42 protein-coding genes are annotated in these 24,996 nt (G+C 46.8%); 34 read left to right on the forward strand and 8 right to left on the reverse strand.

Annotation, left to right across the window (positions count from 1 at the left end):
• From tuf to rplQ, 29 genes are all read left to right on the forward strand, one after another.
• Positions 1–859, forward strand: an 859-nt coding sequence (gene tuf / locus L2713_RS19945) for an elongation factor Tu (RefSeq protein ID WP_248969070.1), incomplete at its 5' end; no start/stop codon positions are given.
• Between the two features lie 338 nt (positions 860–1,197).
• Positions 1,198–1,509 carry a 30S ribosomal protein S10 gene (rpsJ, locus tag L2713_RS19950; protein ID WP_011070616.1) on the forward strand — a complete coding sequence of 104 codons (312 nt, stop codon included), beginning with the start codon at positions 1,198–1,200 and terminating at the stop codon, positions 1,507–1,509.
• A gap of 27 nt (positions 1,510–1,536) precedes the next feature.
• Positions 1,537–2,175, forward strand: a complete 639-nt coding sequence (gene rplC / locus L2713_RS19955) for a 50S ribosomal protein L3 (protein ID WP_011070617.1) — start codon at positions 1,537–1,539, stop codon at positions 2,173–2,175.
• A gap of 17 nt (positions 2,176–2,192) precedes the next feature.
• Positions 2,193–2,798 carry a 50S ribosomal protein L4 gene (gene rplD / locus L2713_RS19960; protein ID WP_011070618.1) on the forward strand — a complete coding sequence of 202 codons (606 nt, stop codon included), beginning with the start codon at positions 2,193–2,195 and terminating at the stop codon, positions 2,796–2,798.
• Positions 2,798–3,100, forward strand: a complete 303-nt coding sequence (rplW, locus tag L2713_RS19965; RefSeq protein ID WP_037421480.1) for a 50S ribosomal protein L23 — start codon at positions 2,798–2,800, stop codon at positions 3,098–3,100. Before rplD ends, rplW begins: the two co-directional genes overlap by 1 nt.
• A gap of 16 nt (positions 3,101–3,116) precedes the next feature.
• Positions 3,117–3,941, forward strand: a complete 825-nt coding sequence (gene rplB / locus L2713_RS19970; RefSeq protein WP_011621028.1) for a 50S ribosomal protein L2 — start codon at positions 3,117–3,119, stop codon at positions 3,939–3,941.
• Between the two features lie 14 nt (positions 3,942–3,955).
• Entirely contained in the window at positions 3,956–4,234 is a 279-nt protein-coding gene (gene rpsS, locus L2713_RS19975) for a 30S ribosomal protein S19 (protein ID WP_006083596.1), read from the forward strand.
• Positions 4,235–4,249: 15 nt separating this feature from the next.
• The gene (gene rplV / locus L2713_RS19980; RefSeq protein WP_006083595.1) at positions 4,250–4,582 is read left to right on the forward strand and encodes a 50S ribosomal protein L22; all 333 of its coding nucleotides are present in this window, start codon (positions 4,250–4,252) and stop codon (positions 4,580–4,582) included.
• 9 nt (positions 4,583–4,591) lie between these two features.
• On the forward strand, positions 4,592–5,284 hold the full coding sequence (gene rpsC, locus L2713_RS19985) for a 30S ribosomal protein S3 (protein ID WP_011070621.1): 693 nt from the start codon (positions 4,592–4,594) through the stop codon (positions 5,282–5,284).
• Between the two features lie 11 nt (positions 5,285–5,295).
• Positions 5,296–5,706, forward strand: coding sequence for a 50S ribosomal protein L16 (gene rplP / locus L2713_RS19990; RefSeq protein ID WP_006083593.1), 411 nt, complete (start codon positions 5,296–5,298; stop codon positions 5,704–5,706).
• A complete protein-coding gene (gene rpmC, locus L2713_RS19995; RefSeq protein ID WP_007644429.1) occupies positions 5,706–5,897 on the forward strand; it encodes a 50S ribosomal protein L29 in 192 nt (63 codons plus the stop codon). Before rplP ends, rpmC begins: the two co-directional genes overlap by 1 nt.
• Complete coding sequence (gene rpsQ, locus L2713_RS20000) at positions 5,897–6,145, forward strand: 30S ribosomal protein S17 (protein ID WP_011070622.1); 249 nt, start codon at positions 5,897–5,899, stop codon at positions 6,143–6,145. Before rpmC ends, rpsQ begins: the two co-directional genes overlap by 1 nt.
• Positions 6,146–6,323: 178 nt before the next feature.
• Positions 6,324–6,692 carry a 50S ribosomal protein L14 gene (gene rplN, locus L2713_RS20005; RefSeq protein WP_006083590.1) on the forward strand — a complete coding sequence of 123 codons (369 nt, stop codon included), beginning with the start codon at positions 6,324–6,326 and terminating at the stop codon, positions 6,690–6,692.
• A gap of 11 nt (positions 6,693–6,703) precedes the next feature.
• On the forward strand, positions 6,704–7,018 hold the full coding sequence (gene rplX, locus L2713_RS20010) for a 50S ribosomal protein L24 (protein ID WP_011070623.1): 315 nt from the start codon (positions 6,704–6,706) through the stop codon (positions 7,016–7,018).
• 12 nt (positions 7,019–7,030) lie between these two features.
• The gene (rplE, locus tag L2713_RS20015; RefSeq protein ID WP_011715464.1) at positions 7,031–7,570 is read left to right on the forward strand and encodes a 50S ribosomal protein L5; all 540 of its coding nucleotides are present in this window, start codon (positions 7,031–7,033) and stop codon (positions 7,568–7,570) included.
• Between the two features lie 10 nt (positions 7,571–7,580).
• Positions 7,581–7,886: a 30S ribosomal protein S14 gene (gene rpsN, locus L2713_RS20020; protein ID WP_011621030.1), complete on the forward strand. Its 306-nt coding sequence runs from the start codon at positions 7,581–7,583 to the stop codon at positions 7,884–7,886.
• Between the two features lie 24 nt (positions 7,887–7,910).
• On the forward strand, positions 7,911–8,303 hold the full coding sequence (rpsH, locus tag L2713_RS20025; RefSeq protein ID WP_007644434.1) for a 30S ribosomal protein S8: 393 nt from the start codon (positions 7,911–7,913) through the stop codon (positions 8,301–8,303).
• A gap of 10 nt (positions 8,304–8,313) precedes the next feature.
• Entirely contained in the window at positions 8,314–8,847 is a 534-nt protein-coding gene (rplF, locus tag L2713_RS20030) for a 50S ribosomal protein L6 (RefSeq protein ID WP_011621031.1), read from the forward strand.
• 10 nt (positions 8,848–8,857) lie between these two features.
• A complete protein-coding gene (gene rplR, locus L2713_RS20035; RefSeq protein ID WP_248969071.1) occupies positions 8,858–9,208 on the forward strand; it encodes a 50S ribosomal protein L18 in 351 nt (116 codons plus the stop codon).
• A gap of 12 nt (positions 9,209–9,220) precedes the next feature.
• Complete coding sequence (gene rpsE, locus L2713_RS20040; RefSeq protein WP_007644438.1) at positions 9,221–9,724, forward strand: 30S ribosomal protein S5; 504 nt, start codon at positions 9,221–9,223, stop codon at positions 9,722–9,724.
• Positions 9,725–9,730: 6 nt separating this feature from the next.
• The gene (gene rpmD, locus L2713_RS20045; RefSeq protein ID WP_007644440.1) at positions 9,731–9,913 is read left to right on the forward strand and encodes a 50S ribosomal protein L30; all 183 of its coding nucleotides are present in this window, start codon (positions 9,731–9,733) and stop codon (positions 9,911–9,913) included.
• Between the two features lie 3 nt (positions 9,914–9,916).
• Positions 9,917–10,351, forward strand: coding sequence for a 50S ribosomal protein L15 (rplO, locus tag L2713_RS20050; protein WP_011070628.1), 435 nt, complete (start codon positions 9,917–9,919; stop codon positions 10,349–10,351).
• 7 nt (positions 10,352–10,358) lie between these two features.
• Entirely contained in the window at positions 10,359–11,699 is a 1,341-nt protein-coding gene (secY, locus tag L2713_RS20055) for a preprotein translocase subunit SecY (protein WP_011621032.1), read from the forward strand.
• Positions 11,700–11,720: 21 nt separating this feature from the next.
• The gene (gene rpmJ / locus L2713_RS20060; protein ID WP_006083579.1) at positions 11,721–11,834 is read left to right on the forward strand and encodes a 50S ribosomal protein L36; all 114 of its coding nucleotides are present in this window, start codon (positions 11,721–11,723) and stop codon (positions 11,832–11,834) included.
• Positions 11,835–11,949: 115 nt separating this feature from the next.
• Positions 11,950–12,306 (forward strand): 30S ribosomal protein S13, encoded by a 357-nt coding sequence (gene rpsM / locus L2713_RS20065; RefSeq protein ID WP_089066698.1) that lies wholly within the window; start codon positions 11,950–11,952, stop codon positions 12,304–12,306.
• A gap of 14 nt (positions 12,307–12,320) precedes the next feature.
• Positions 12,321–12,713, forward strand: coding sequence for a 30S ribosomal protein S11 (gene rpsK / locus L2713_RS20070; RefSeq protein WP_006083577.1), 393 nt, complete (start codon positions 12,321–12,323; stop codon positions 12,711–12,713).
• Positions 12,714–12,744: 31 nt separating this feature from the next.
• Positions 12,745–13,365 carry a 30S ribosomal protein S4 gene (gene rpsD / locus L2713_RS20075; RefSeq protein ID WP_011070631.1) on the forward strand — a complete coding sequence of 207 codons (621 nt, stop codon included), beginning with the start codon at positions 12,745–12,747 and terminating at the stop codon, positions 13,363–13,365.
• 24 nt (positions 13,366–13,389) lie between these two features.
• Complete coding sequence (locus L2713_RS20080; protein WP_011070632.1) at positions 13,390–14,379, forward strand: DNA-directed RNA polymerase subunit alpha; 990 nt, start codon at positions 13,390–13,392, stop codon at positions 14,377–14,379.
• A 40-nt stretch (positions 14,380–14,419) separates the two neighbouring features.
• On the forward strand, positions 14,420–14,815 hold the full coding sequence (gene rplQ, locus L2713_RS20085; protein WP_011621033.1) for a 50S ribosomal protein L17: 396 nt from the start codon (positions 14,420–14,422) through the stop codon (positions 14,813–14,815).
• 64 nt (positions 14,816–14,879) lie between these two features.
• Here the strand turns inward: rplQ and L2713_RS20090 are convergent, their stop codons facing one another.
• The 6 genes from L2713_RS20090 to ccmA form a co-directional block, all read right to left on the reverse strand.
• Positions 14,880–15,884 (reverse strand): ABC transporter substrate-binding protein, encoded by a 1,005-nt coding sequence (locus tag L2713_RS20090; RefSeq protein ID WP_248969072.1) that lies wholly within the window; start codon positions 15,882–15,884, stop codon positions 14,880–14,882.
• 115 nt (positions 15,885–15,999) lie between these two features.
• A complete protein-coding gene (gene ccmE, locus L2713_RS20095; RefSeq protein ID WP_109287942.1) occupies positions 16,000–16,485 on the reverse strand; it encodes a cytochrome c maturation protein CcmE in 486 nt (161 codons plus the stop codon).
• The gene (gene ccmD / locus L2713_RS20100) at positions 16,482–16,682 is read right to left on the reverse strand and encodes a heme exporter protein CcmD (RefSeq protein WP_011621036.1); all 201 of its coding nucleotides are present in this window, start codon (positions 16,680–16,682) and stop codon (positions 16,482–16,484) included. The genes ccmE and ccmD overlap by 4 nt, the downstream gene beginning before the upstream one ends.
• The gene (locus tag L2713_RS20105) at positions 16,682–17,428 is read right to left on the reverse strand and encodes a heme ABC transporter permease (RefSeq protein WP_011621037.1); all 747 of its coding nucleotides are present in this window, start codon (positions 17,426–17,428) and stop codon (positions 16,682–16,684) included. Before L2713_RS20105 ends, ccmD begins: the two co-directional genes overlap by 1 nt.
• Before the next feature lies 1 nt (position 17,429).
• Complete coding sequence (gene ccmB, locus L2713_RS20110; protein ID WP_248969073.1) at positions 17,430–18,116, reverse strand: heme exporter protein CcmB; 687 nt, start codon at positions 18,114–18,116, stop codon at positions 17,430–17,432.
• Between the two features lie 11 nt (positions 18,117–18,127).
• Positions 18,128–18,778, reverse strand: coding sequence for a cytochrome c biogenesis heme-transporting ATPase CcmA (ccmA, locus tag L2713_RS20115; RefSeq protein WP_248969074.1), 651 nt, complete (start codon positions 18,776–18,778; stop codon positions 18,128–18,130).
• A gap of 325 nt (positions 18,779–19,103) precedes the next feature.
• Here ccmA and L2713_RS20120 point away from each other — a divergent pair, with 325 nt between their 5' ends.
• Complete coding sequence (locus tag L2713_RS20120) at positions 19,104–19,403, forward strand: c-type cytochrome (protein WP_011621040.1); 300 nt, start codon at positions 19,104–19,106, stop codon at positions 19,401–19,403.
• A gap of 84 nt (positions 19,404–19,487) precedes the next feature.
• Here L2713_RS20120 and ccmI read toward each other — a convergent pair whose 3' ends face one another.
• Positions 19,488–20,735 (reverse strand): c-type cytochrome biogenesis protein CcmI, encoded by a 1,248-nt coding sequence (gene ccmI, locus L2713_RS20125; protein ID WP_248969076.1) that lies wholly within the window; start codon positions 20,733–20,735, stop codon positions 19,488–19,490.
• A gap of 399 nt (positions 20,736–21,134) precedes the next feature.
• Here ccmI and L2713_RS20130 point away from each other — a divergent pair, with 399 nt between their 5' ends.
• Genes L2713_RS20130 through L2713_RS20145 form a run of 4 tightly spaced genes read left to right on the forward strand, consistent with a single transcriptional unit; the run spans position 21,135 to position 24,734 of the window.
• A complete protein-coding gene (locus L2713_RS20130) occupies positions 21,135–23,114 on the forward strand; it encodes a heme lyase CcmF/NrfE family subunit (protein WP_126512271.1) in 1,980 nt (659 codons plus the stop codon).
• An 11-nt stretch (positions 23,115–23,125) separates the two neighbouring features.
• Positions 23,126–23,680 (forward strand): DsbE family thiol:disulfide interchange protein, encoded by a 555-nt coding sequence (locus tag L2713_RS20135; RefSeq protein ID WP_109287945.1) that lies wholly within the window; start codon positions 23,126–23,128, stop codon positions 23,678–23,680.
• On the forward strand, positions 23,677–24,156 hold the full coding sequence (gene nrfF / locus L2713_RS20140) for a heme lyase NrfEFG subunit NrfF (RefSeq protein WP_011621044.1): 480 nt from the start codon (positions 23,677–23,679) through the stop codon (positions 24,154–24,156). The genes L2713_RS20135 and nrfF overlap by 4 nt, the downstream gene beginning before the upstream one ends.
• A complete protein-coding gene (locus L2713_RS20145; protein WP_109287946.1) occupies positions 24,153–24,734 on the forward strand; it encodes a TlpA disulfide reductase family protein in 582 nt (193 codons plus the stop codon). Before nrfF ends, L2713_RS20145 begins: the two co-directional genes overlap by 4 nt.
• On the opposite strand, the gene L2713_RS20150 is transcribed toward L2713_RS20145, so the two are convergent.
• Positions 24,703–24,996 (reverse strand): hypothetical protein (locus L2713_RS20150; RefSeq protein ID WP_248969075.1); only part of this gene is annotated, 294 nt, incomplete at its 5' end. The genes L2713_RS20145 and L2713_RS20150 overlap by 32 nt on opposite strands.

Consider the following 24,996-nt stretch of genomic DNA (forward strand, 5'->3'; position numbering starts at 1 on the left):
TGACGGTCCAATGCCACAAACTCGTGAGCACATCCTGCTGTCTCGCCAGGTAGGCGTACCATTCATCATCGTATTCATGAACAAGTGTGACATGGTTGACGATGCTGAACTATTAGAATTAGTAGAAATGGAAGTACGTGAACTGTTATCAGAATACGACTTCCCAGGTGATGACTTACCAGTTATCCAAGGTTCAGCTCTGAAAGCGCTAGAAGGCGAGCCAGAGTGGGAAGCTAAGATCATCGAATTAGCAGCGGCGCTGGATTCTTACATTCCAGAACCAGAGCGTGATATCGATAAGCCATTCCTGATGCCAATCGAAGACGTATTCTCAATCTCTGGTCGTGGTACAGTAGTAACTGGCCGTGTTGAGCGTGGTATCGTACGTGTTGGTGACGAAGTAGAAATCGTTGGTATCCGTACAACGACTAAGACAACCTGTACAGGTGTTGAAATGTTCCGTAAGCTGCTTGACGAAGGTCGTGCAGGTGAGAACTGTGGTATCCTGTTACGTGGTACTAAGCGTGATGACGTAGAACGTGGTCAAGTATTATCTAAGCCAGGTTCAATCAACCCACACACTACTTTTGAATCAGAAGTATACGTTCTGTCAAAAGAAGAAGGTGGTCGTCACACTCCATTCTTCAAAGGCTACCGTCCACAGTTCTACTTCCGTACAACTGACGTGACTGGTACTATCGAACTGCCAGAAGGCGTAGAGATGGTAATGCCAGGCGACAACATCAAGATGGTTGTTACGCTGATCTGCCCAATCGCGATGGACGAAGGTTTACGCTTCGCAATCCGTGAAGGTGGCCGTACAGTAGGTGCTGGTGTTGTAGCTAAGATCATCGCTTAATCGCGAACTTAGATATAGTACTGAAAAAGGAAGCTTAGGCTTCCTTTTTTATTTTGGGCTGGCGTTATTCTGAAATTTGTGTAAAATGCTCGCCACTCTGAAGTTGAATAGTCTTTTTGATGACTATTTACACAGCGGGCTTGAAATCTAATTTTAGATAAGTATAATGGCCCCCTCGTTAACCTAGGTTAGCGAATAAAATGATGAGCCAATACGCTCGTCATTATCATAGCGGCTCCGATTGGGAGTCGAACGGTTAAATCATCTCGCTCTGCTTTTCCAGTTAGGAAGAAGCTAGAGGGTGATTTTTTATGTGTCCATTTTAGGAGCTCTGGTCAATGCAGAACCAAAGAATCCGTATCCGCTTAAAAGGATTTGATCATCGCTTAATTGATCAGTCTACAGCGGAAATCGTTGAAACTGCTAAGCGTACAGGCGCCCAGGTACGTGGTCCTATCCCACTGCCAACGCGCAAAGAGCGTTATACCGTTTTGATCTCTCCGCACGTTAATAAAGATGCTCGTGACCAGTACGAATTACGTACTCACAAGCGCCTGGTTGACATCGTAGAGCCAACTGAAAAGACTGTAGACGCTCTAATGCGTTTAGATCTTGCGGCTGGTGTCGACGTACAGATTAGCTTGGGTTAATTGAGATCCTTAGAAGAGGTTTGAGAGATGGCTATCGGTCTTATTGGTCGTAAAGTTGGTATGACTCGCATCTTCACTGAAGATGGTGTTTCTATACCTGTTACAGTAATTGAAGTTGCTGGCAACCGTGTTACTCAAGTGAAAACTTTAGAAACTGACGGCTACCGCGCACTTCAAGTTACTACTGGTACCAAAAAAGCCAATCGCATCACTAAACCAGAAGCAGGTCACTTTGCCAAGAGCGGTGTTGAAGCCGGTCGTGGACTGTGGGAATTGCGTCTGGCAGACGGTGAAGGCGAAGGCATTGAAGTTGGTGCTGAGCTAAACGTAGGTATCTTCGCTGATGTAGCGAAAGTTGACGTTACTGGTCAATCTAAAGGTAAAGGCTTCCAAGGCGGCGTTAAGCGTTGGAACTTCCGTACTCAAGATATGACTCACGGTAACTCTTTGTCGCACCGTTCGAACGGTTCTATCGGTCAGAACCAAACGCCTGGTCGCGTATTTAAAGGCAAGAAAATGTCAGGCCACATGGGTGCCGAGCGTGTTACTACTCAAAATCTAGACGTTGTACGTGTAGATGTTGAACGTAACCTGCTACTGGTTAAAGGTGCTGTTCCGGGCGCAACTAACGGCGACCTGATCATCAAGCCTGCAGTTAAAGCTTAAGGTCTGAGGAGATAGTAATGGAATTGGTATTGAAAGACGCGCAAAGCGCTCTTGAAGTTTCCGAAACTACCTTCGGCCGTGACTTTAACGAGGCACTGGTTCATCAGGTAGTTGTAGCATACGCTGCAAACGCACGTCAGGGCACTCGTGCTCAAAAGACTCGTGCGGAAGTAACTGGCTCTGGCAAAAAGCCATGGCGCCAAAAAGGCACTGGCCGCGCTCGTGCGGGTGGTGTTAAGGGCCCAATCTGGCGTGGCGGTGGCGTAACTTTCGCTGCTAAAACTCAAGATCACAGCCAAAAAGTTAACAAGAAGATGTACCGCGGCGCGCTGAAAAGCATTCTGTCTGAGCTGGTACGTCAAGACCGTCTGGTTGTTGTTGAATCATTCAGCGTTGAAGCTCCTAAAACCAAAGAGCTGAAAGCTAAACTGAAAGCAATGAACTTAGAAGACGTGTTAATTGTGACTTCAGAAGTTGACGAGAATTTATTCTTAGCAGCTCGCAACCTGTACAAGGTTGACGTTCGTGACGTTGCAGGTCTAGACCCAGTAAGTCTGATCGCGTTCAACACAGTGCTTGTGACTGCTGATGCAGTTAAGCAAATCGAGGAGATGCTAGCATGATGATCCGCGAAGAACGTTTGCTAAAAGTAATTCTAGCACCTCACATCTCTGAAAAGAGCACTGTGAATGCTGAGAAGCACAACACTGTTGTTTTCCGCGTAGCTATCGATGCAACTAAAGCTGAAATCAAAGCTGCTGTTGCTAAGCTATTTGAAGTTGAAGTCGAATCAGTTCGCACTTTAGTGAGCAAAGGCAAAACTAAACGTACTGGTGGCCGTACTGGCCGTCGTAGCGATTGGAAAAAAGCCTACGTGACTTTAGCTGCTGGTGCTGACATCGATTTCGTCGGCGGCGCTGAGTAAGCAAAGGAGAATTATCATGGCAGTTATTAAGTGTAAGCCAACCTCTCCAGGTCGTCGCCACGTTGTTAAAGTGGTGAACTCTGACCTGCACAAGGGTAAACCTTTTGCTGGCCTGTTGGCGAAAAAATCTAAAAGTGGTGGCCGTAACAACACTGGCCGTATCACTGTTCGTCACGTTGGTGGCGGTCACAAGCAGCATTACCGTTTAATCGACTTCAAACGCGATAAAGACGGTATCCCTGCAAAAATCGAGCGTCTGGAATACGATCCAAACCGTACTGCGCACATCGCTCTAGTACTGTATGCGGATGGTGAGCGTCGTTACATCCTTGCTGCTAAAGGCATGCAAGCTGGCGACAAGATCCAGTCTGGTGTTGAAGCCGAAATCAAAACCGGTAACGCAATGCCACTGCGCAACATTCCAGTAGGTTCTGTTGTGCACGCTGTAGAAATGAAGCCTGGTAAAGGTGCTCAGATCGCGCGTTCAGCGGGTGCTTATGTACAAGTTGTTGCTCGTGATGGCGCATATGCCACTTTACGTCTTCGCTCTGGCGAAATGCGCAAAGTGCCAGTTGATTGCCGCGCAACATTTGGTGAAGTTGGTAATGCCGAACACATGCTACGCCAGTTAGGTAAAGCAGGTGCTAAGCGCTGGAGAGGCGTTCGCCCAACAGTTCGCGGTGTTGCAATGAACCCAGTAGACCACCCACACGGTGGTGGTGAAGGCCGTACTTCTGGTGGTCGTCACCCAGTGACTCCATGGGGTGTGCCAACTAAGGGTTATAAGACTCGTAGTAACAAGCGCACTGACAAGTACATCGTACGTCGTCGTAATAAATAGTAAGAGGATTCGCCATGCCACGTTCTCTCAAGAAAGGTCCCTTCATTGACCTGCACTTGCTGAAGAAGGTAGAGAAAGCGATGGAAGCCGGTGACAAAAAGCCTATTAAGACTTGGTCACGTCGCTCAATGATCATTCCAAACATGATTGGTTTGACCATCGCTGTCCATAATGGTCGTCAGCACGTTCCTGTGTTCGTAACTGACGAAATGATCGGCCACAAACTTGGTGAATTCTCACCAACTCGCACTTATCGCGGCCATGCTGCTGATAAGAAAGCGAAGAAGCGTTAATACGGGAGGAATAAGATGGAAGTTTTAGCTAAACATCGTTTTGCCCGTACGTCTGCGCAGAAGGCTCGTCTGGTTGCCGATCAAATTCGTGGTTTGCCTGTTGCTAAGGCCCTCGAAATTTTGACTTTCAGCCCAAAGAAAGCCGCCGTACTGGTTAAAAAAGTACTTGACTCAGCTATCGCAAACGCCGAACACAACGAAGGCGCTGACATTGATGAGCTAAAAGTAGGCGCCGTCTTCGTTGACGAGGGTCCAACTATGAAGCGTATCATGCCACGTGCTAAAGGCCGCGCTGATCGTATCATGAAGCGTACCAGCCACATCACTGTGGTTGTATCAGATCGCTAGGAGAGAGCAATGGGACAGAAAGTACATCCTAATGGTATCCGTCTGGGTATCACCAAGCCTTGGATCTCTACCTGGTACGCAGATAAGTCAGATTATGCAAATAACCTGAACAGCGACTGGGAAGTGCGTAAGTATCTTGCAGACAAACTGCAAGCTGCATCAGTATCTAAGATTGTTATTGAACGCCCAGCGAAAAGCATCCGCGTTACTATTCACACTGCCCGTCCAGGCGTTGTGATCGGTAAGAAAGGTGAAGACGTTGAAGTATTGCGTGCTGCAGTTTCAAAACTGGCTGGCACTCCTGCTCAAATTAACATCGCTGAGATCCGTAAACCTGAGCTAGATGCCAAGTTAGTTGCTGACTCAATTGCACAGCAATTAGAGCGTCGTGTTATGTTCCGTCGCGCTATGAAGCGTGCGGTTCAAAACGCAATGCGTATTGGTGCTCAAGGTATCAAAGTTGAAGTTAGTGGCCGTTTAGGCGGTGCTGAGATTGCGCGCTCTGAGTGGTACCGTGAAGGTCGTGTACCTTTGCATACACTGCGTGCTGATATCGACTATTCAACCTCTGAAAGTCACACTCAATACGGTGTGATTGGTATTAAAGTTTGGATCTTCAAAGGTGAAGTTCTGGACGGAATGCTGCCACAGATTGAAGAGCCGAAACAGCAGCAACCTAAGCGCAAGCCTCGTGGTAAATAGGAGAGCCGGCAATGCTGCAACCTAAACGTATGAAGTTTCGCAAGATGTTCAAAGGCCGCAACCGCGGTCTAGCGAACGGTACCGAAGTTAGCTTTGGTACTTTTGGTCTGAAAGCAGTCGGCCGTGGTCGTTTAACTGCTCGTCAGATCGAATCTGCACGTCGTGCCATGACACGTCACATTAAGCGTCAGGGACAAATTTGGATTCGAGTTTTCCCGGACAAGCCAATTACCTCTAAGCCTCTTGAAGTGCGTATGGGTAAAGGTAAAGGTAACGTTGAATACTGGGTATGTCAGATTCAACCTGGTAAGGTTCTTTATGAGATGAATGGTGTTTCTGAAGTGATCGCTCGTGAAGCGTTTGCTTTAGCTGCTGCCAAGCTTCCAATTAAGACTACCTTCGTAACTAAGACGGTGATGTAATGAAAGCGAGCGAACTAAGAGAAAAGAGCGTTGAAGAATTGAACGCTGAACTACTTGGTCTGCTGCGTGAGCAGTTCAACCTGCGTATGCAACACGCCACTGGTCAGTTGACTCAGACTCATCAACTGAAATTAGTGCGCCGTAACATTGCGCGCGTTAAGACCATTATTACTTCTAAGGCGGGTGCATAATGTCTGATAAAATCCGTACTTTGCAAGGTCGTGTGACAAGCAACAAAATGGATAAAACCATTACTGTAGCTATCGAACGCCAAGTGAAACACCCAATCTATGGGAAGTACATTAAGCGTACGACTAAGATCCATGCACACGATGAAGCTAATCAGTGCAACGAAGGCGATGTAGTGGCTATCCGCGAATGTCGTCCTCTGTCTAAGACTAAATCTTGGACTCTGGTTGAAGTAGTATCAAAGGCCTAATTGTATTAGGTATTTAGGTAAACGGCTCCAGTATTTGGGGCCGTTTGTTTTTTAATACTATACATTCCATATTTATGGTGTTATATTTGCGCGCCATTTTTGACTAAATTCAAAGCAAAAATGGTGTTTATAGTCCCAATTGTGGGAATTGTGTAGTAACGATAGCGGAGCACTTAAAATGATCCAAATGCAATCGACTCTTGACGTCGCATGTAACAGCGGCGCACGCAGAGTTCAGTGTATTAAGGTCTTGGGTGGCTCTCATCGTCGTTATGCCGGTATCGGCGACATCATCAAGGTTTCTGTTAAAGAAGCAATTCCTCGCGCTAAAGCGAAGAAAGGTGATGTGTATAACGCGGTGGTAGTCCGTACTAAGAAAGGCGTACGTCGTCCAGACGGTTCTGTCATTCGCTTCGATCGGAATGCAGCTGTTCTTTTGAACAACAACCTGCAGCCGATTGGTACTCGTATCTTTGGACCAGTGACACGTGAATTGCGTAATGAGCAATTTATGAAAATTGTCTCGCTGGCACCAGAAGTACTGTAAGGAGCTTCAAAATGGCAGCTAAAATCCGTCGTCAAGACGAAGTAATCGTATTAGCAGGTAAAGACAAGGGCAAACGCGCTAAAGTTGCTCAAGTATTACCTACTGGTAAGTTAATTGTTGAAGGCATCAATCTTGTCAAGAAACACCAAAAGCCAAACCCACAACTGGGTGTAGCCGGTGGTATTGTTGAGAAAGAAGCACCGATTCAAGCATCAAATGTTGCGATCTTTAACCCTGTCACTGGCAAGGCGGATCGTGTTGGTTTCCGATTTGAAGACGGCAAAAAAGTTCGTTTCTTTAAATCGAACAGTGAACTCGTTAAGTAACTGGAGTAAACGATGGCGAAACTGCATGATAAATATCAAGAGACTGTTGTCGCTGAACTGACTAAAAAGTTCGGTTATACCAGTGTCATGCAAGTCCCTCGGATTGAGAAAATCACCCTGAACATGGGTGTTGGCGAAGCCGTTGCAGACAAAAAAGTTATGGAACATGCTGTTCGTGACATGACTGCAATCGCTGGTCAAAAACCAGTAGTAACTGTTGCTCGTAAATCAGTTGCTGGTTTTAAAATCCGTGAAGGCTACCCTATTGGCTGTAAAGTGACCCTGCGCGGTGAGCGTATGTGGGAATTCTTAGAGCGTTTAGTTGACATCGCAATCCCACGTATTCGTGACTTCCGTGGTCTGAGCGCTAAAGCGTTCGACGGCCGTGGTAACTACGCAATGGGCGTGCGTGAGCAGATCATTTTCCCAGAAATCGATTACGATAAAATCGATAAAATTCGCGGTATGGATATTGTTATCACTACCTCTGCGAATTCTGATGAAGAAGGTCGTGCTTTGTTAGACGCTTTTAACTTCCCATTCAAGAAATAAGGGTAGCGTAATGGCAAAAACATCAATGAAAGCACGTGAAGCAAAGCGTGCACAGCTCGTAGCTAAGTTCGCTGAAAAGCGCGCTGCTCTGAAAGCAATTATTGCAAATCCAGCTTCTTCTGACGAAGACCGTTGGGATGCAGTATTAAAGCTGCAAGCTCTACCACGTGATTCCAGCGCATCGCGTCAACGCAATCGTTGTAATCAAACTGGTCGCCCACATGGTTTCCTGCGTAAGTTCGGTTTAAGCCGTATCAAGTTACGTGAAGCTACCATGCGTGGTGAAGTTCCTGGCCTGCGTAAGGCTAGCTGGTAAGCACTTGTCACGGAGTAAGCTAATATGAGCATGCAAGATCCTATTGCGGATATGTTAACCCGTATTCGTAACGGCCAAGCTGCTAACAAAGTATCTGTGAAGATGCCTTCTGCTAAGCTGAAAGTCGCTATCGCGAAACTGCTTAAAGAAGAAGGTTACATCGCTGATTACGCCGTAGCAGATGAAGCCAAGCCTGAACTGGAAATTACTTTAAAGTATTTCCAAGGCCAACCAGTCGTTGAGACTATCCAGCGCGTAAGCCGTCCTGGTCTTCGTATTTACAAAGGTAAAAACGAATTGCCAAAAGTGATGGGCGGACTGGGTGTCGCAATTGTGTCCACTTCTAAAGGCCTGATGACTGATCGTGCCGCCCGCCTTGCAGGCATGGGTGGCGAGGTTATCTGCTACGTAGCATAAGGAGCTAGGAATGTCTCGTGTAGCAAAAGCACCAGTATCTATTCCAGCTGGCGTAGAGGTGACCTTAAACGAACAGACCCTGACCGTCAAAGGCGCGAAAGGAAGTCTGACTCGAGTGATCAACAATGCGGTCAATGTTGTTATTGAAGATGGCGTGATCAAGTTCCTACCTGTTGAAGGCGCTGTTGGCGCTTGGGCACAGGCTGGTACCACACGTGCATTAGTAAACAACATGGTTGTTGGTGTATCTCAAGGTTTTGAGCGTAAGTTAAAGTTAGTTGGCGTTGGTTACCGTGCGAAGCTCGTCGGTGCTGACATTGACCTGACTTTAGGTTTCTCTCATCCGTTAGTACACAAACTGCCCGCAGGCGTTACTGCAGAGTGTCCAAGCCAAACTGACATCGTCCTACGTGGCGTTGATAAGCAGTTAATTGGCCAAGTCGCTGCTGAGATTCGCGGATACCGTCCACCAGAGCCATACAAAGGCAAGGGTGTTCGCTATGACGACGAAGAAGTACGCCGTAAAGAGGCTAAGAAGAAGTAGGTAACGCGATATGGATAAGAAAACATCTCGCTTACGTCGCGCTATTCGCGCTCGTAAGAAGATCCAAGAGCTGGGCGTGAACCGTCTGGTTGTACATCGTACACCGCGTCACATTTATGCTCAGGTGATCAATCCTGAAGCTCAGGTGGTGGCAGCTGCTTCAACCGTGGAAAAAGCGGTTAAAGAGCAACTGAAGAGTACCGGTAACGTAGACGCGGCTAAAGCAGTAGGTAAATTTGTTGCTGAGCGCGCGATCGAGAAAGGCGTAACGACTGTTGCGTTCGATCGTTCTGGTTTCAAGTATCACGGTCGTGTAGCTGCTCTGGCAGATGCTGCTCGTGAAGCTGGCCTCCAGTTCTAAGGGGTTATAAAAATGGCTAAATTAGAAGCTCAGCAAAAAGACGATCTGCAAGAGAAATTGATTGCAGTTAATCGTGTTTCTAAAGTAGTTAAGGGCGGTCGTATCTTTAGCTTCACAGCACTAACAGTAGTGGGTGATGGTAATGGTAAGGTCGGCTATGGCTATGGTAAAGCGCGCGAAGTTCCAGCAGCGATTCAAAAAGCTATGGAAAAAGCCCGTCGTAACATGGTGACCGTTGAGTTGAATGCAGGCACTCTGCATCACCCAGTTAAAGGTCGTCATACTGGTTCACGTGTATACATGCAACCAGCATCACAGGGTACCGGTATTATCGCCGGTGGCGCAATGCGTGCCGTATTAGAAGTTGCAGGCGTTCATAACGTTCTGTCAAAAGCATACGGTTCTACTAACCCGATCAACATCGTTCGCGCGACTGTAGATGCTCTGGTGCACATGAAGTCACCTTCGCAAATCGCAGCTAAGCGTGGCCTGAATGTTGACGAAATTCGGGGGTAATGCACCATGGCAACTAAAACTGTAAAAGTTACTCAGACTAAAAGTGCTATCGGTCGTTTACCAAAGCACCGTGCGACCTTAACTGGTCTTGGTCTGCGTCGCATTGGTCACACTGTTGAATTAGAAGATACTCCTTCAGTTCGCGGTATGATCAACAAGGTCTACTACATGGTTAAGGTGGAGGATTAATAGATGCGTTTAAATACTCTATCTCCAGCTGCAGGCGCTAAGCATGCACCAAAGCGTGTAGGCCGTGGTATGGGTTCAGGCTTAGGTAAAACTGCGGGTCGTGGTCATAAAGGCCAAAAATCTCGTAGCGGTGGCGGTGTACGCCCAGGCTTCGAGGGTGGTCAAATGCCACTTAAGATCCGTTTACCTAAATTTGGTTTTACCTCGCGTCGCGCTATGGTAACAGCTGAAGTTCGTGTACTCGAACTAGCTAAAGTTAACGGTGATGTTATCGACTTAAACGCTCTGAAAGATGCGAACGTTATTACTCGCAACATCCAGTTTGCGAAAATCGTTCTTTCAGGTACCATTGAGCGCCCAGTGACCGTAAAAGGTCTGAAGGTAACCAAAGGTGCACGTGCAGCGATTGAAGCTGCTGGCGGTAAGATCGAGGAATAATACGTCGATGGCAAAACCAGGACTTGATTTAAAAAGCGCGAAAGGTGGACTTTCTGAGTTGAAAGCTCGCCTCCTGTTCGTGATTGGTGCGATTATCGTCTTTAGAGCCGGTTCGTTTGTGCCAATTCCTGGTATTGACGCAGCTGTATTAGCAGAGCTGTTTGCTCAGCAAAAAGGTACCATCCTTGGCATGTTTAACATGTTCTCGGGTGGTGCTCTTTCCCGTGCTTCTATCTTTGCATTAGGTATCATGCCGTACATTTCGGCATCGATTATCATGCAGTTATTGACTGTTGTGCATCCTGCACTCGCTGAATTGAAAAAAGAAGGCGAGTCTGGACGTAAAAAAATCAGTCAGTATACACGTTGGGGTACGTTGGTGCTGGGTACATTCCAGTCGATCGGTATTGCAACAGGGTTACCAAACTTAGTCCCTGGCCTTGTGGTCAACATTGGATTCGGTTTCTACTTTGTAGCGGTTGTGAGCTTAGTAACAGGAACTATGTTCCTCATGTGGCTAGGTGAGCAAATTACCGAACGAGGTATAGGTAACGGTATCTCGATTTTAATTTTCGCAGGTATTGTTGCTGGATTACCTTCCGCTATCGGCCAAACGGCTGAGCAGGCGCGTCAAGGTGACCTGAATGTGTTAGTATTGTTGTTGCTCGCGGTAATTATTTTTGCTGTGACTTATTTCGTGGTGTTTGTAGAGCGTGGTCAACGTCGTATCGTCGTTAACTACGCTAAGCGCCAGCAAGGCCGTAAGGTGTTCGCTGCGCAATCTACTCACTTGCCGCTGAAAATAAACATGGCGGGTGTAATTCCCCCAATTTTTGCGTCAAGCATCATTTTGTTCCCAGGCACACTGGCTCAGTGGTTTGGTCAAAATGAGTCTATGTCATGGTTAAGTGATTTTTCACTGGCTGTGTCACCAGGACAACCGCTTTACTCATTATTGTATGCAGCAGCGATTATCTTCTTCTGTTTCTTCTATACTGCGTTGGTATTTAACCCACGTGAAACAGCAGATAACCTGAAGAAGAGTGGTGCATTCATCCCTGGGATCCGTCCTGGAGAACAGACTTCGCGTTACATTGATAAAGTAATGACTCGCCTGACATTAGCTGGCGCGTTATACATTACCTTTATCTGTTTAATTCCGGAGTTCATGTTAATTGCGTGGAAAGTACAGTTCTATTTTGGCGGTACTTCACTACTAATTATGGTAGTCGTAATCATGGACTTCATGGCTCAGGTTCAGACCCATATGATGTCACATCAGTATGAGTCTGTGATGAAGAAAGCTAACCTAGTAAACAAAGCGAACTTAGATCGCTTTGGTCGCTAAGTAGCTTTACGGAGTGATGAAATGAAAGTTCGAGCTTCCGTGAAGAAGATCTGCCGTAACTGCAAGATCGTCAAGCGTAGTGGCGTTGTACGCGTTATCTGTGTTGAACCAAAACACAAACAGCGTCAAGGCTAATAGAAAGATTGTTCAGCCCAATGTTGGGCTGAACAAAATATTGTTTGCAAATCTGTCAACTGTCGAGTATCCTTTCGGGCTTTTCGCAGTTGGCCTTTAACTTAAGGAGTGCATAGTGGCCCGTATCGCTGGCATTAACATTCCTGATCAAAAGCATACAGTCATCGCATTGACTGCAATTTTCGGCATCGGCCGTACTCGCGCTAGAGCAATCTGCGCGGCTACAGCAATTGCTGAAACTGCTAAGATCAAGGAATTGAGCGAAGCTCAAATCGACACCCTACGCGAAGAAGTTGCCAAATACTTAGTAGAAGGTGACTTACGTCGTGAGATTTCTATGAACATCAAGCGTCTTATGGATCTTGGTTGTTATCGTGGTCTCCGCCATCGTCGTAGCCTGCCTCTTCGTGGGCAACGTACTAAGACCAATGCGCGTACGCGTAAAGGTCCACGTAAACCAATCAAGAAGTAACGGGAAGGTAGACAATGGCTAAAGTTCCGTCACGTTCTCCGCGTAAGCGCGTACGTAAACAGGTTGCAGATGGCATGGCTCATATCCATGCTTCTTTCAACAACACAATTGTCACCATTACAGATCGCCAAGGTAATGCGTTGTCATGGGCTACTTCAGGTGGTTCAGGTTTCCGTGGTTCACGTAAATCTACTCCATTTGCTGCACAGGTAGCTGCTGAGCGTGCAGGTGCTGCTGCTCAAGACTACGGTTTAAAAAACCTTGAAGTGTTTGTGAAGGGTCCAGGTCCAGGTCGTGAATCAGCCATTCGTGCGCTGAACGCTGTTGGTTACAAAATTACCAACATTACCGATGTGACGCCGATCCCTCATAATGGTTGTCGTCCTCCTAAAAAGCGTCGTGTATAACGCGTTTCATTAGGATAGTTGGAGAAAGATCATGGCAAGATACTTGGGTCCCAAGCTCAAGCTCAGCCGCCGAGAAGGTACTGACCTTTTCTTAAAAAGCGGTGTGAGAGCAATCGATTCAAAGTGTAAACTGGAATCAGCACCTGGACAGCATGGCGCTCGTAAGCCACGTCTGTCAGAGTACGGTTTACAGTTACGCGAAAAACAAAAAGTTCGTCGTATTTACGGTGTGTTAGAAAAACAATTCCGTAACTACTACAAAGAGGCTGCACGTCTGAAAGGCAACACTGGTGAGAACCTGTTGCAACTTTTAGAAACTCGTTTAGATAACGTTGTTTATCGTATGGGTTTCGGTGCGACTCGTGCAGAATCACGTCAGCTAGTGAGCCATAAGTCAGTTATGGTTAACGGTCGTGTTGTTAACATTCCGTCATTCAAAGTGTCTGCGAATGATGTTGTAAGCATCCGTGAAAAGTCACGTACTCAAGCTCGTATCAAAGCAGCTTTAGAAGTGGCAGCTCAACGCGAGAAGCCTACATGGGTTGAAGTCGACAGCGCGAAAATGGAAGGTGCTTTCAAGCGTATTCCAGAACGTAGCGATTTGTCTGCGGAAATTAACGAACAGCTGATCGTCGAGCTTTACTCTAAGTAAGGCTAACAAACAAGAGAGGACACAATGCAGGGTTCTGTTACAGAATTTCTTAAACCGCGTCTCGTTGATATCGAGCAGGTTAACTCAACACGTGCCAAGGTTACTTTGGAACCGCTTGAGCGTGGTTTCGGCCACACTTTAGGTAACGCGTTGCGTCGCATCCTATTGTCGTCTATGCCCGGCTGCGCGGTTACCGAAGTCGAGATTGACGGCGTACTGCACGAATACAGCAGTAAGGAAGGCGTACAAGAAGATATCCTTGAAATCTTGCTGAACCTGAAAGGGTTAGCAGTGACTATCGAGGGTAAAGACGAGGCTATGCTTACATTAAGCAAGTCCGGCGCAGGCCCTGTCATCGCAGCAGATATCACGCATGATGGTGATGTCACTATCGTGAATCCTGATCATGTTATCTGTCATTTAACAGGTAACAATGATATCAGCATGCGTATTCGCGTTGAGCGTGGTCGTGGTTATGTGCCAGCATCAGCTCGTGCACAGACTGAAGACGATGATCGCCCAATCGGCCGCTTGCTGGTTGATGCTTCTTTCTCGCCAGTTGCACGTATTGCCTACAATGTAGAAGCAGCTCGTGTGGAACAGCGTACTGACTTGGATAAACTCGTTATCGATATGACCACTAACGGTACTATCGATCCTGAGGAAGCTATCCGTCGTTCTGCAACCATCTTAGCTGAACAGCTGGATGCGTTTGTTGAGCTGCGCGACGTGACTGAGCCAGAAATGAAAGAAGAGAAGCCGGAGTTCGATCCGATTCTGTTGCGTCCTGTCGACGATTTAGAGCTAACTGTACGTTCGGCTAACTGTTTGAAAGCCGAAGCGATTCATTACATCGGAGATCTGGTACAGCGTACTGAAGTTGAGCTGCTGAAGACCCCTAACTTAGGTAAGAAATCTCTTACTGAAATTAAGGACGTTTTAGCTTCTCGCGGACTGTCGTTAGGTATGCGTCTGGAAAACTGGCCTCCAGCTAGTTTAGCAGACGACCTATAAGTCTCAGGTTTGTACAGATTTAGGTTATAAGGATTAGGTCATGCGCCATCGTAAGAGTGGTCGTCAACTTAACCGCAACAGCAGCCACCGCCAAGCTATGTTCCGTAACATGGCAAGCTCACTGGTTCGTCATGAGATCATCAAGACAACCGTAGCTAAAGCGAAAGAACTGCGTCGCGTAGTTGAGCCTCTGATAACACTTGCTAAGAGTGACAGCGTTGCAAACCGTCGTTTAGCGTTTGCACGTACTCGCGACGCTGAAGTCGTAGGTAAGTTATTCACTGAATTGGGTCCACGTTACCAGGAACGTCCTGGTGGCTACACCCGTATCCTTAAGTGCGGTTTACGTGCTGGTGATAAAGCCCCAATGGCTTACATCGAGCTAGTAGGTCGTCCAGAAGCTGCTCAAGCTGTTGAAGTTGAAGCTGCTGAGTAATTAAGGCTACAAAGTTTGAAAAACCGGGCTCTAAGCCCGGTTTTTTGTTTTTAGCGCTTTTTAGTTAATCCACCCAAGTCGTCTGTTTTTCAATTTCCTTCGGCAATGCCAATTGCCATTTCTTCATTCCTGTACGGCTAAATCGATATTGCCCAAGATCGTCTGTGACGGGGAAGATGCTCTCAGGCTTTTCCCCGGCGAGAATGCGCTTTGCCATGTCAGCTGCGATGCTGCCGTGATGATAACCATCGAGCACATAACCACCGATATTACCGTTGGCATTAATACTAAATCCCCAGAAGCCAAAATTAGGCACTGGCGTATTACTTTCTATCCACTCTAATAATTGGTCGGCATTAACCGACTGATCCTGCTCATTTCTCACCGCATGATATAGGGCAACGACAATAGCGCTATAGCCATTATCTTTGGCAGATAACACCTGTTGCTGCCAGTCTTTTAGGCTTGCCAATTTCAGTATATGGATCTCGATATCACTTAAATGGCTCCTTGGGTGGTTGCTGATATAGTCTGCGGCGAGCTTAGAAGTATTGCTGTCATCGAATAACACTAAAATTTTCCGGTGCTTTTGTGATGGTAGGACGCGCTGTAGTAATAACAGTGAGCGTTTCAGTAAGGGTCTCTCGAGTACGCCTGTAAAGCGCTTATAGTTGTTTAAATGGTATTGCCTAGGATTCATATTTACTCCTAGATAAACCACTGGAATTTGACTGGCATTGAGTCGTTCATGGAGATAATTGACGGCATTGTCGTCGGCAAGAATAACGAGTTGAGGTTGTTGCTGCACAATGAACTGCCAGGCTAACTCGGCGCGTTCGCCATAGCGCTCCTTAGGTAGCCGCTTGGTGTCCATCTCGAAATGCGTGACTCGATGTTCAGGCGTGAGTTTATCGAGTATGGCCTGATAATATTCCCTATCCCAAAGATAGCTCTGGTGATAGCTCTCAATCACCACCACCTTTGCCGCATAGAGCGTGGGAGAGATGCAGGCGAGTAGTAAGATAAGGAGTTGTCGCCATCTTCTTTGTTGTGGCTTTATTGGTTGCATACACAGTTTCCTGTGGGAATACTGTGTTAATTATAGTTCAGTCTCTGACGGTGCTTGGCCAATAAAAAAGCCTCCGAAGAGGCCCTTTTAGGTATTAACAGAGACGGGATAACAGCTATTGTGTTGCCGATTTCTGCTGGCTGTAATCTAGCTTCTCATGTTTTTGGCCCATGGCTTCGGCCACTTCTGGCGGCATGTAGTTTTCATCATGCTTTGCCAGGACCTCGGTCGCGGCCAACTTGCCGTCTTCACCTAGTACGCCTTGCGCCACGATGCCTTGTCCTTCACGGAACAGATCGGGCAGCAGATCGTCGTAGGTCACCATGATTTCGCCGCCTAATGAATCGTGAACGGCAAACTGTACATGCAGGCTGTTTGGATCGCGTACCATAGAGCCGACCGTTACCATGCCGCCTACACGAATACGCTGACCCGCTTCGGGTTTAACGCCGGTATCAGCCTTACCGTTAACGATTTCAGACGGTGTATAGAATAAGTTCAAGTTGGAGTTCAGCGCATACAGCAGTAGCGAAGCAATCGCGGCTACGCCACCGATCAATGCTATGGCTAACGTCAGTCTCTTTTTGCGTCTTGGGTTCACGATTTGGTACTCCTAGTTTCTTTGAGGCGCTCTTCGCGGTTCATCTTCTTCGCTATTTCAATTAGCACTTTGCGCTTTTGGCGCGCGCTGGTGATGATCAGCGTCGATAAACAGAAGAAAGTCACGCCATAGGCAAGCCACACATAAAAGGCATAGCCACCCATGTTAAAAAAATCACTGATAGAATCGAATTGCATTATTTGACCTCCTCAGCTTTGGCAAGTTCACGCACCCAAGGGCGCATGCCGTTTCTTGCTAAGATTTCTGCTCTAAATCTCACAATAGTGATAGCCCCTATCATAAGGCCGAAACCTAAAATATTGATTAAAAGTGGGTACAACATTTCACTCGACATAGTCGATTTAGAGGTAATTTTAATGGTGGACGGTTGGTGCAGTGAGCTCCACCATTCAACAGAGTATTTGATGATCGGAATATTGATCACGCCAACGATCGCTAAGATCCCTGCTGCACGCGCGGCGAGTACTTTATCCTCAAAGGAAGCGTAGAGGGAAATCACACCTAAATAGAGGAATAACAGCACCAATTCAGAGGTTAAGCGTGCATCCCATACCCACCAAGTTCCCCACATGGGTTTACCCCAAGCGGCGCCAGTAAACAGTGCGATAAAGGTAATTACCGCGCCAATGGGTGCAATAGAAGCCGCTGCCCAGTCAGCCAGTTTAACTTGCCAGACTAAACCGATAAATGCAGCCGTTGCCATACCCATATAAGCCGCCATCGACATTGAAGCCGCTGGCACATGGATAAAGATAATCCGGTAGCTGTCGCCCTGTTGGTAATCTGTTGGGGCAAACATCAATCCCCAAACGGTGCCTACGGTAATGAAAAGACAGGCTAAGGTAGCAAACCATGGAAATAACGTTCCTGATAATTTGTAAGCGCGTTCAGGATCCGCGTAAGGGTGTAACCATTTCCACATTTTAGTTAGTACTCACTCGCAGAGATGCACCAATAGCAAAGGGTGCTAAGGTTAACGAACCGATCAACATGGCGCCAATTATAGCGAGCTGACCATCATAGGGTAAATTCATTCCTGCAGCATCTATGGCGCTGGTCGCGAAAATCAGCACAGGAATATAAAGCGGTAGGATCAGTAAACTCAGTAACACGCCGCCTTTACGTAAACCAACGGTTAAAGCCACACCAATGGCGCCGAGGAGCGACAATACCGGAGTTCCTAACGCCAGAGTCGCGACCAGCGCGCCATAGCTGTTGGCTTCTAAGTTGAGTAATACCGCGAGCAGGGGCGCGATAATAATTAATGGCACGCCAGTCAGTAGCCAATGGGCTAGCACTTTGGCCAATACTAATACTGAGAGTGGCTGTGGGCTGAGCAGCATTTGCTCTAAGCTACCGTCACTGAAGTCGGCTTTAAATAGGCGCTCGAGTGACAACATGGATGCCAGCAGGGCTGCAACCCAAATAATCCCAGGGGCAATTCGCGCTAACATTTGTGGTTCAGGGCCAATACCGAGTGGGAATAAGGTCACGACCATGATGAAGAATAACAATGGATTAAAGATATCACCGCGATGACGAATGGCGATTTTTAGATCCCGCTGCAGTAACGTGAAAAACGCTGTAGTAAAGCTGATGCCTCTTTTCATTATGCCAAACCTTATACGAAGCGATAATCTAGACGAATTTTACGAAGCCTATCATCTTTGATAATGCCCATATCTTGGTGGGTGGTGAGTACCACACAGCCACCATTATCCGCATGTTGAATAAATAATTGCTCAAGCTCTTCGACACCTTTTTTATCAATGGCAGTAAAAGGTTCATCGAGGATCCACACTTTACAATCGTTATGCCAAAGTCTTGCTAATGCGGTGCGGCGATGTTGACCTGCGGATAAATGTCCAGCCAGCGCTTCTTCGAATCCAGCTAAATTCACTTTAGCTAAAATAGCTGCAGTATCAAAATCATCATAGCCACTGATTCTTAAATTGAAGTTAAGGTTTTCTTCCGCAGTTAATTCGGATTTCACCCCCGCAAGGTGGCCTAAATACAATAAATCTTCGTTATATTCATCGCGGCAACGATTGATATCTTCGTTGAGATAAAAGGTTTGCCCAGCGTAAGGGCGAGATAAGCCTGCCAATATACGTAATAAGCTGGTTTTGCCGGCGCCATTTGGGCCTTCAATCTGGACGATATCGCCAGCATTTATATCAAAACTTAATTCATCAAATAGGATGCGTTCTTCGCGGATACATGTCAGCTTGCTCGCCGATACCAGTGTGTTTACTGAAGTTATATTTGTCACTGAACCCTCTATCTCAAGCCGGAAGGAAACACAAGTGATTCTAACACAAACGATATTGCGGGGTTTACACTTGCTTAATACTAGATGTCAGCAATTTGATGTGGTTCCAATAACCGCAATATTTCTCGTACAAATCGAACTTTTTTAATACTTGCTAATATATTAACGAATTTGTCACGCTTGTCGCCTCATATCATTTGCGCTGAGATTCTAATCACAAAAAGATGAGATTTATTGAAGTTTGTAGTAATCTTAACTCGCTATAATGAGTCTGCCTCAAAGGGCAGCGAGAGCTTTGTACGTATTTGCATTAGGAACATTGAACATGAAAAAACTGTTAGCAATGACTGCAGTCGCTGCTTTGACTATGTCAGTCAACGTTTCAGCTCAAGATGCTGAAGCTATTTTCAACAAGGCATGTACCGTATGCCACAGCATGGGTGTTGCTGGTGCTCCAAAGGCGCACAATGCTGCTGAGTGGGAACCACGCTTAGCAAAAGGTATGGACACTCTGTTACACAGTGTGAAAACAGGTTTAAACGCAATGCCACCAGGTGGTATGTGTACTGATTGTACTGACGAAGATTACAAAGCAGCTATCGAGTTTATGTCTAAAGCTCAGTAATTTTTTCAGTGTTAATAAAAAACCGGCATCAGCCGGTTTTTTTATGTCTGCGCTAAGCCGAAGCTTAGCGCTTGAGGTCGGTCATTATTGGACTTGAGTATCCAATACTAAGCTTGCAGTATCACCCACATTCACTTTGCTGACCTTACCTTGAATGTCACCCGCTTGAGGCTTGATGTTGCCATGTTTAGACAACACTGCAATCACTTCAACACTCGCAGTTTGGCTCAGTTTCATATCGCCGCCCATACCCGTGCTGTCATCGAGTGTCACTGTCACAGGTAAAGATTTTGCGCTGACCTTAGTCGCAGCTAATGGCACTTTAGGGCCTTCAGTTGCACGGGCGAATACGAAGATAGTGTCTTCAGGGCTTGCTTGTGCTGCTAGCTCAGGTGAAATTGAAATCGCAATGCTCACCGATTTTGTCGCAACTTTTGCCTGCTTGTGTACGTCATCGTTAGGCATGCCAGCAGTTTCGCCTTGCATGCGCAGGTTGGCTGTTTCAATCGCATTCATCAGTGCGGCGCGGTCTACATCGGTGCGGTCGCTGCTTAGAATGGTCTGCCATGAATCAATGGCTTTTTGATAGTTAGCCGTGAAGAAAGCATCCATACCTACGAGCAGTAAGGTCGATGGATCCTGTGGATCTAATGCTAAGGATTCATCGATCAGGGCTTGAATCTGTGGCGTCATTTGCTGACCGGCTTTGTAGTACAGTGCGGTCGCTTTCGGGCCTAACAGTTCTGCATGCTTACCGACTAAGTCGATGACTTTATCGAATGCAGCAACGGCTTTATCGAACTGGTTAGCTGAAATATAAGCATGACCCAGACTGAACCAAGCTTGGCTATTTTCAGGCTCGGCTTGTACTTGAGCTTCCATCATCTGTACGCGCTGCGCCATGATTTGCGCTGCGTCCATACCCGCATGTGGATTCGCTGGCTGAGTATTACCAATATTCTCAAAGGCGCCCAAGTGCTGATAGAGATAACCTGAGATCGCAATCAAGCAGACGGACATGACGGATGGCCACAGTATGCTCTTAGGTTTGATCTGGTTGACGAGTGAATCATCGCTCGCTTGTTTGATGTCTTGGAGTAGGCTGATTTCTAGCTCTTTCTTCAGTGCATCAAATTCAGCTTGGTCGAGCAGTTCTTCATTGAGTTCTTTCTCAAGAGTGGCAAGACGTTCATTGAACAATTCAAGGTTAGTTTGTCTGCGAACGCCGGCTTCTTCAGTGCGTAACAACTTTTGCTGTCTGAAATGCGGGATCCAGATCAGCAGTAAGCTGACCAACACAACAAGCGCAATAAAAATCCAAAATGTCGTCATTGTTTCTATATTCACTTTAGTTTGCATAAAAGCGGTTGTTACCGCCGGCTTGGAAGCAAGATTATACGTAAAGATTATTCATTGAACAGTAATATAAGACCATCATTGCAGTGAAAACTGAGAGTTGGGCACTGGTTCACAAATTGATCCATCTAGTAAATTTTGTATGAAACTTAAGGCTCATTTATCTGTCACATGCAAAACTGTAGGCCTGCGGTGGCTCCATTTAGTCAAAAACTGAGAATGAGACAAGTCACCCAGTTTTGTATGAAATAGGCAGACAGGAACAATAGCAAATACTAAAATGAACCAAATTTCGTGCATTTGTGTGAACAGCATGTTGTGCGTTGGTCTAGAGTCTTTCTAAATCAACATATTATTAGAGACTGAGGAAAACCCATGATCCCAGAACTTGGACACTTTTCGCTGATTATAGGAGTGGCATTCGCCTTCTTATTAGTCAGCGTTCCCCTTATAGGTGTTGCCCGTAAAGACCAATATCTAGTGAGGTATGCTTGGCCGTTAACCTACGGAATGTTCTTCTTTATCGCTTTATCCGTAGTATCTCTTGGTTACAGCTTTGCCGTTGATGATTTCTCCGTTGCCTATGTGGCACATCACTCGAATTCCCAGTTACCTATCTTTTTTAAGATTGCGGCCGTATGGGGCGGTCATGAAGGGTCACTGCTGTTTTGGGTGTTTGCACTATCGACTTGGGCGGCTTCAGTTGCCTTATTCAGTAAAGGCTTAGAAGAAGTGTTCACCGCGAGGGTACTGGCGGTACTGGCACTGATTGTGATTGGCTTCAGCTTATTTATGCTGCTCACATCAAGCCCATTTGAACGCCTATTCCCAATGCCTGCCGAAGGTCGCGACTTAAACCCAATGCTGCAGGACGTGGGCTTAATCTTCCACCCTCCAATGCTGTACTTAGGTTATGTTGGTTTCTCGGTGAGCTTTGCCTTCGCGATTGCCGCTCTTATGAGTGGTCACCTTGACTCTGCGTGGGCGCGTTGGTCACGTCCTTGGACCTTAGCCGCTTGGATTTTCCTCACGGGCGGTATTGCTTTAGGTTCTTGGTGGGCATACTACGAATTAGGCTGGGGTGGCTGGTGGTTCTGGGATCCCGTCGAAAACGCCTCCTTTATGCCTTGGTTAGTGGGTACGGCATTAGTGCATTCGCTGATCGTGACCGAAAAACGTGGTGCGTTCCGTAACTGGACCGTATTACTGTCTATCTTCGCTTTCTCATTAAGCTTACTCGGTACCTTTATCGTACGTTCGGGTGTACTGACCTCTGTACACTCCTTCGCAGCCGATCCAAGCCGCGGTATGTTTATTCTGTTGCTGCTTGGTTTAGCCATCGGCGGCTCGCTCACGCTGTTTGCCTTCCGTGCCAGTGAAATGAGCAGCCCAGCACGTTTCGAACTGAAATCAAAAGAAACCATGCTGTTAGTCTGTAACGTGTTACTCACGGTTGCAGCGGGTACTGTGTTATTAGGTACTTTATATCCACTGCTGATCGATGCATTAGGCATGGGTAAGATTTCTGTTGGACCTCCATACTTCAACGCTGTGTTTGTACCAATTGTCCTCGTACTGTTTGGCTTTATGGGTGTCGGTCCAATCATCCGTTGGAAGAAATCCAAAGCAGGTGAGCTCAAGCGCCAATTGCTGGTGCCAGCTTTAGTCTCGGCAGCGATTGGTATCGTGACACCGTTTATTGTGGATGGTGCGTTCAATGCTTGGGTTGCCTTTGGTATCGCCGCAGCTTCTTGGATCGTGTTAGCGACGGCAAGAGCCGCTTATAACATCGTTAAGCCAAAAGAAGGCGAAGTGAGCGTGGCACGTATGGGCCGCAGCGAGCTAGGGATGATCTTAGCCCACTTAGGTATTGCCGTGTCGGTGATCGGTGCCACTATGGTATCGAACTACTCGGTTGAGAAGAGTGTGCGTATGGGACCCGGCGTGAGCCAAGAGCTTGCGGGTTACACCTTTAAGTATCTCGAGACTAAGAACGTTGTCGGTCCTAACTACACCGCACAACAAGGTCAAATTGAGATTTATAAAGGCGATAAACTGCTGACCTTACTCAAGCCCGATCGTCGCCAATACAATGTGCGTACCATGGATATGACCGAAGCCGGTATCGATTGGGGTCTGTTCCGTGACTTATATGTCACCATGGGCGATCCAATCAGCAGCACTGAGTTTGCTGTGCGCTTGAACTACAAACCTTTTGTTCGTTGGTTATGGTTTGGAGCAATATTCATGATGGTCGGTGGTTTCTTTGCCGCATCGGATAAACGCTATCGCTCAAAAGTGGCCGCTACGGTTAAGCCACAAGCTGAAAAAGCGAAATTAGCTACCGCGCAATAATTGGGGAATGTATGAAGAAGTTGGTTCTGTTTATCCCATTAGTCATCTTTCTTGGCATGGGGGTATTTTTATACAAAGGATTGTTTTTAAATCCACAGAAACTGGATTCAGCTCTGGAAGGAAAGCCGATCCCGGCTTTCCAACTGGAACGTCTCGAAACACCAAGCGAGATGATTACCAATGAGCAACTGAAAGGTAAAGTGTCACTACTTAACGTATGGGCCACTTGGTGCCCATCTTGTAAGTATGAGCATCCTTTCTTAGTCATGCTGAAACGCCAAAATATTCTGCCTATCTATGGGATTAACTACCGCGATGAGCGTATTCCCGCACTGGAAGAATTGAAACGTCAAGGCGATCCATACCATATCAACATCTTCGATAAGGATGGACGCTTAGGGTTAGATTTGGGGGTGTATGGCGCGCCAGAAAGCTTTATTGTCGATCATAAAGGTATTATTCGCTTCCGTTACGCGGGTCCAATCGACCAACGCGTGTGGAGCGAAACTCTGTACCCCATGATCCAACAATTACAAGCTGAAGCGGCGAAGGATGGTGCAGCGTGAAAACTCTGACAAAAATCATCGGTGGTTTAGTGTTGTTGCTGAGTATGGCAACAACGGCGATGGCGACACCTGTCGATACCTACGAGTTTAAATCGCCAGAAAACCAAAAACGCGGTCTATCACTGGCCCATGAGTTGCGTTGCCCGCAATGTCAAAACCAAAACCTGATCGACTCTAACTCACCCGTTGCCCGAGATCTGCGTCTTGAAGTCTACAAGATGGTTGATGAAGGCAAGGGCGATGATGAGATCATCGAGTTTATGACCAGCCGTTATGGTGAGTTCGTCCTCTACAAACCGAAAATGGAAACCAAAACCTATATTCTTTGGTTAGGTCCAGTGGGTTTGTTGCTGCTCGGTCTTATCATTGGTTTCATCTTTATCCGCAAGCAACGCATCGGTGGCACGACCGAGCCTGAAATCAGCGCCGAAGATCAAAAAGCGCTTGATGCTCTATTAAAGCGTGATAATAAATGAAGTCATTTGCCTTAGCTGCAATCCTAGCGAGTCTGTCTGTTGCCTTTGCTGGTGGCGCCCAAGCGTACCCCGGCATGCAGCAGGCAAATAAGCCGATAGAGTCGACAGTCGATCTGATTAACGTTTTGCCAAAAACTTATCCTATCGAACCCGTTGCCTTTAGTGACGTCGATGGCAAGGCTATCGATTTCAGCCAATACAAAGGCAAAGTCGTGATGGTGAACATGTGGGCGACTTGGTGTCCTCCCTGTGTCAGAGAGTTACCAGCGATTGAACGATTGGCGACAAAGTTTAAAGCGGAAGAGTTTGCACTATTACCTATCTCTATCGATGCGGATGGCAAGCAGCAAGTTCAGCCGTTTCTAACCTCATTAGGAATGGCGAACTTTAACTCCTACTACGATCCTGAACAAAACCTCGGGCAAGTGTTTCCATTAGATACTATCCCTGCGACCTTTATTCTCGATCAAAACGGCCAATTGATCGCGTTTGTGCGATCATTTGTCGACTGGGATGACGCAAAAGCCGTATCGCTGATCCAAGGTTTTATCGATAAAGGCGCGAAAAAGCTGAATTAAGCAGCAGATTGCACGTAAATAGAACGCCATTGTAGAAAAGATCGCCATGCGATCTTTTTTCTTTTAAAAAGCCCTTGCACAAAAAGTTCTGCTGCCTATAATGCGCATCCACTGACACGGCAGACAGCGAAAGCAAGCGCGGTGACAGTGTGAATCGAATGCAAAATGTGCAGTTGATTCGAAAGCGCCAAGAAGTTTGCAAAAACGCCTTGACGCGACAAGGGAAATGCGTAGAATACGCAGCCCTGACCCGCTGAGCGGT

It is taken from the genome of Shewanella seohaensis (genome assembly GCF_023283775.1).
Classification (GTDB): domain Bacteria; phylum Pseudomonadota; class Gammaproteobacteria; order Enterobacterales; family Shewanellaceae; genus Shewanella; species Shewanella seohaensis.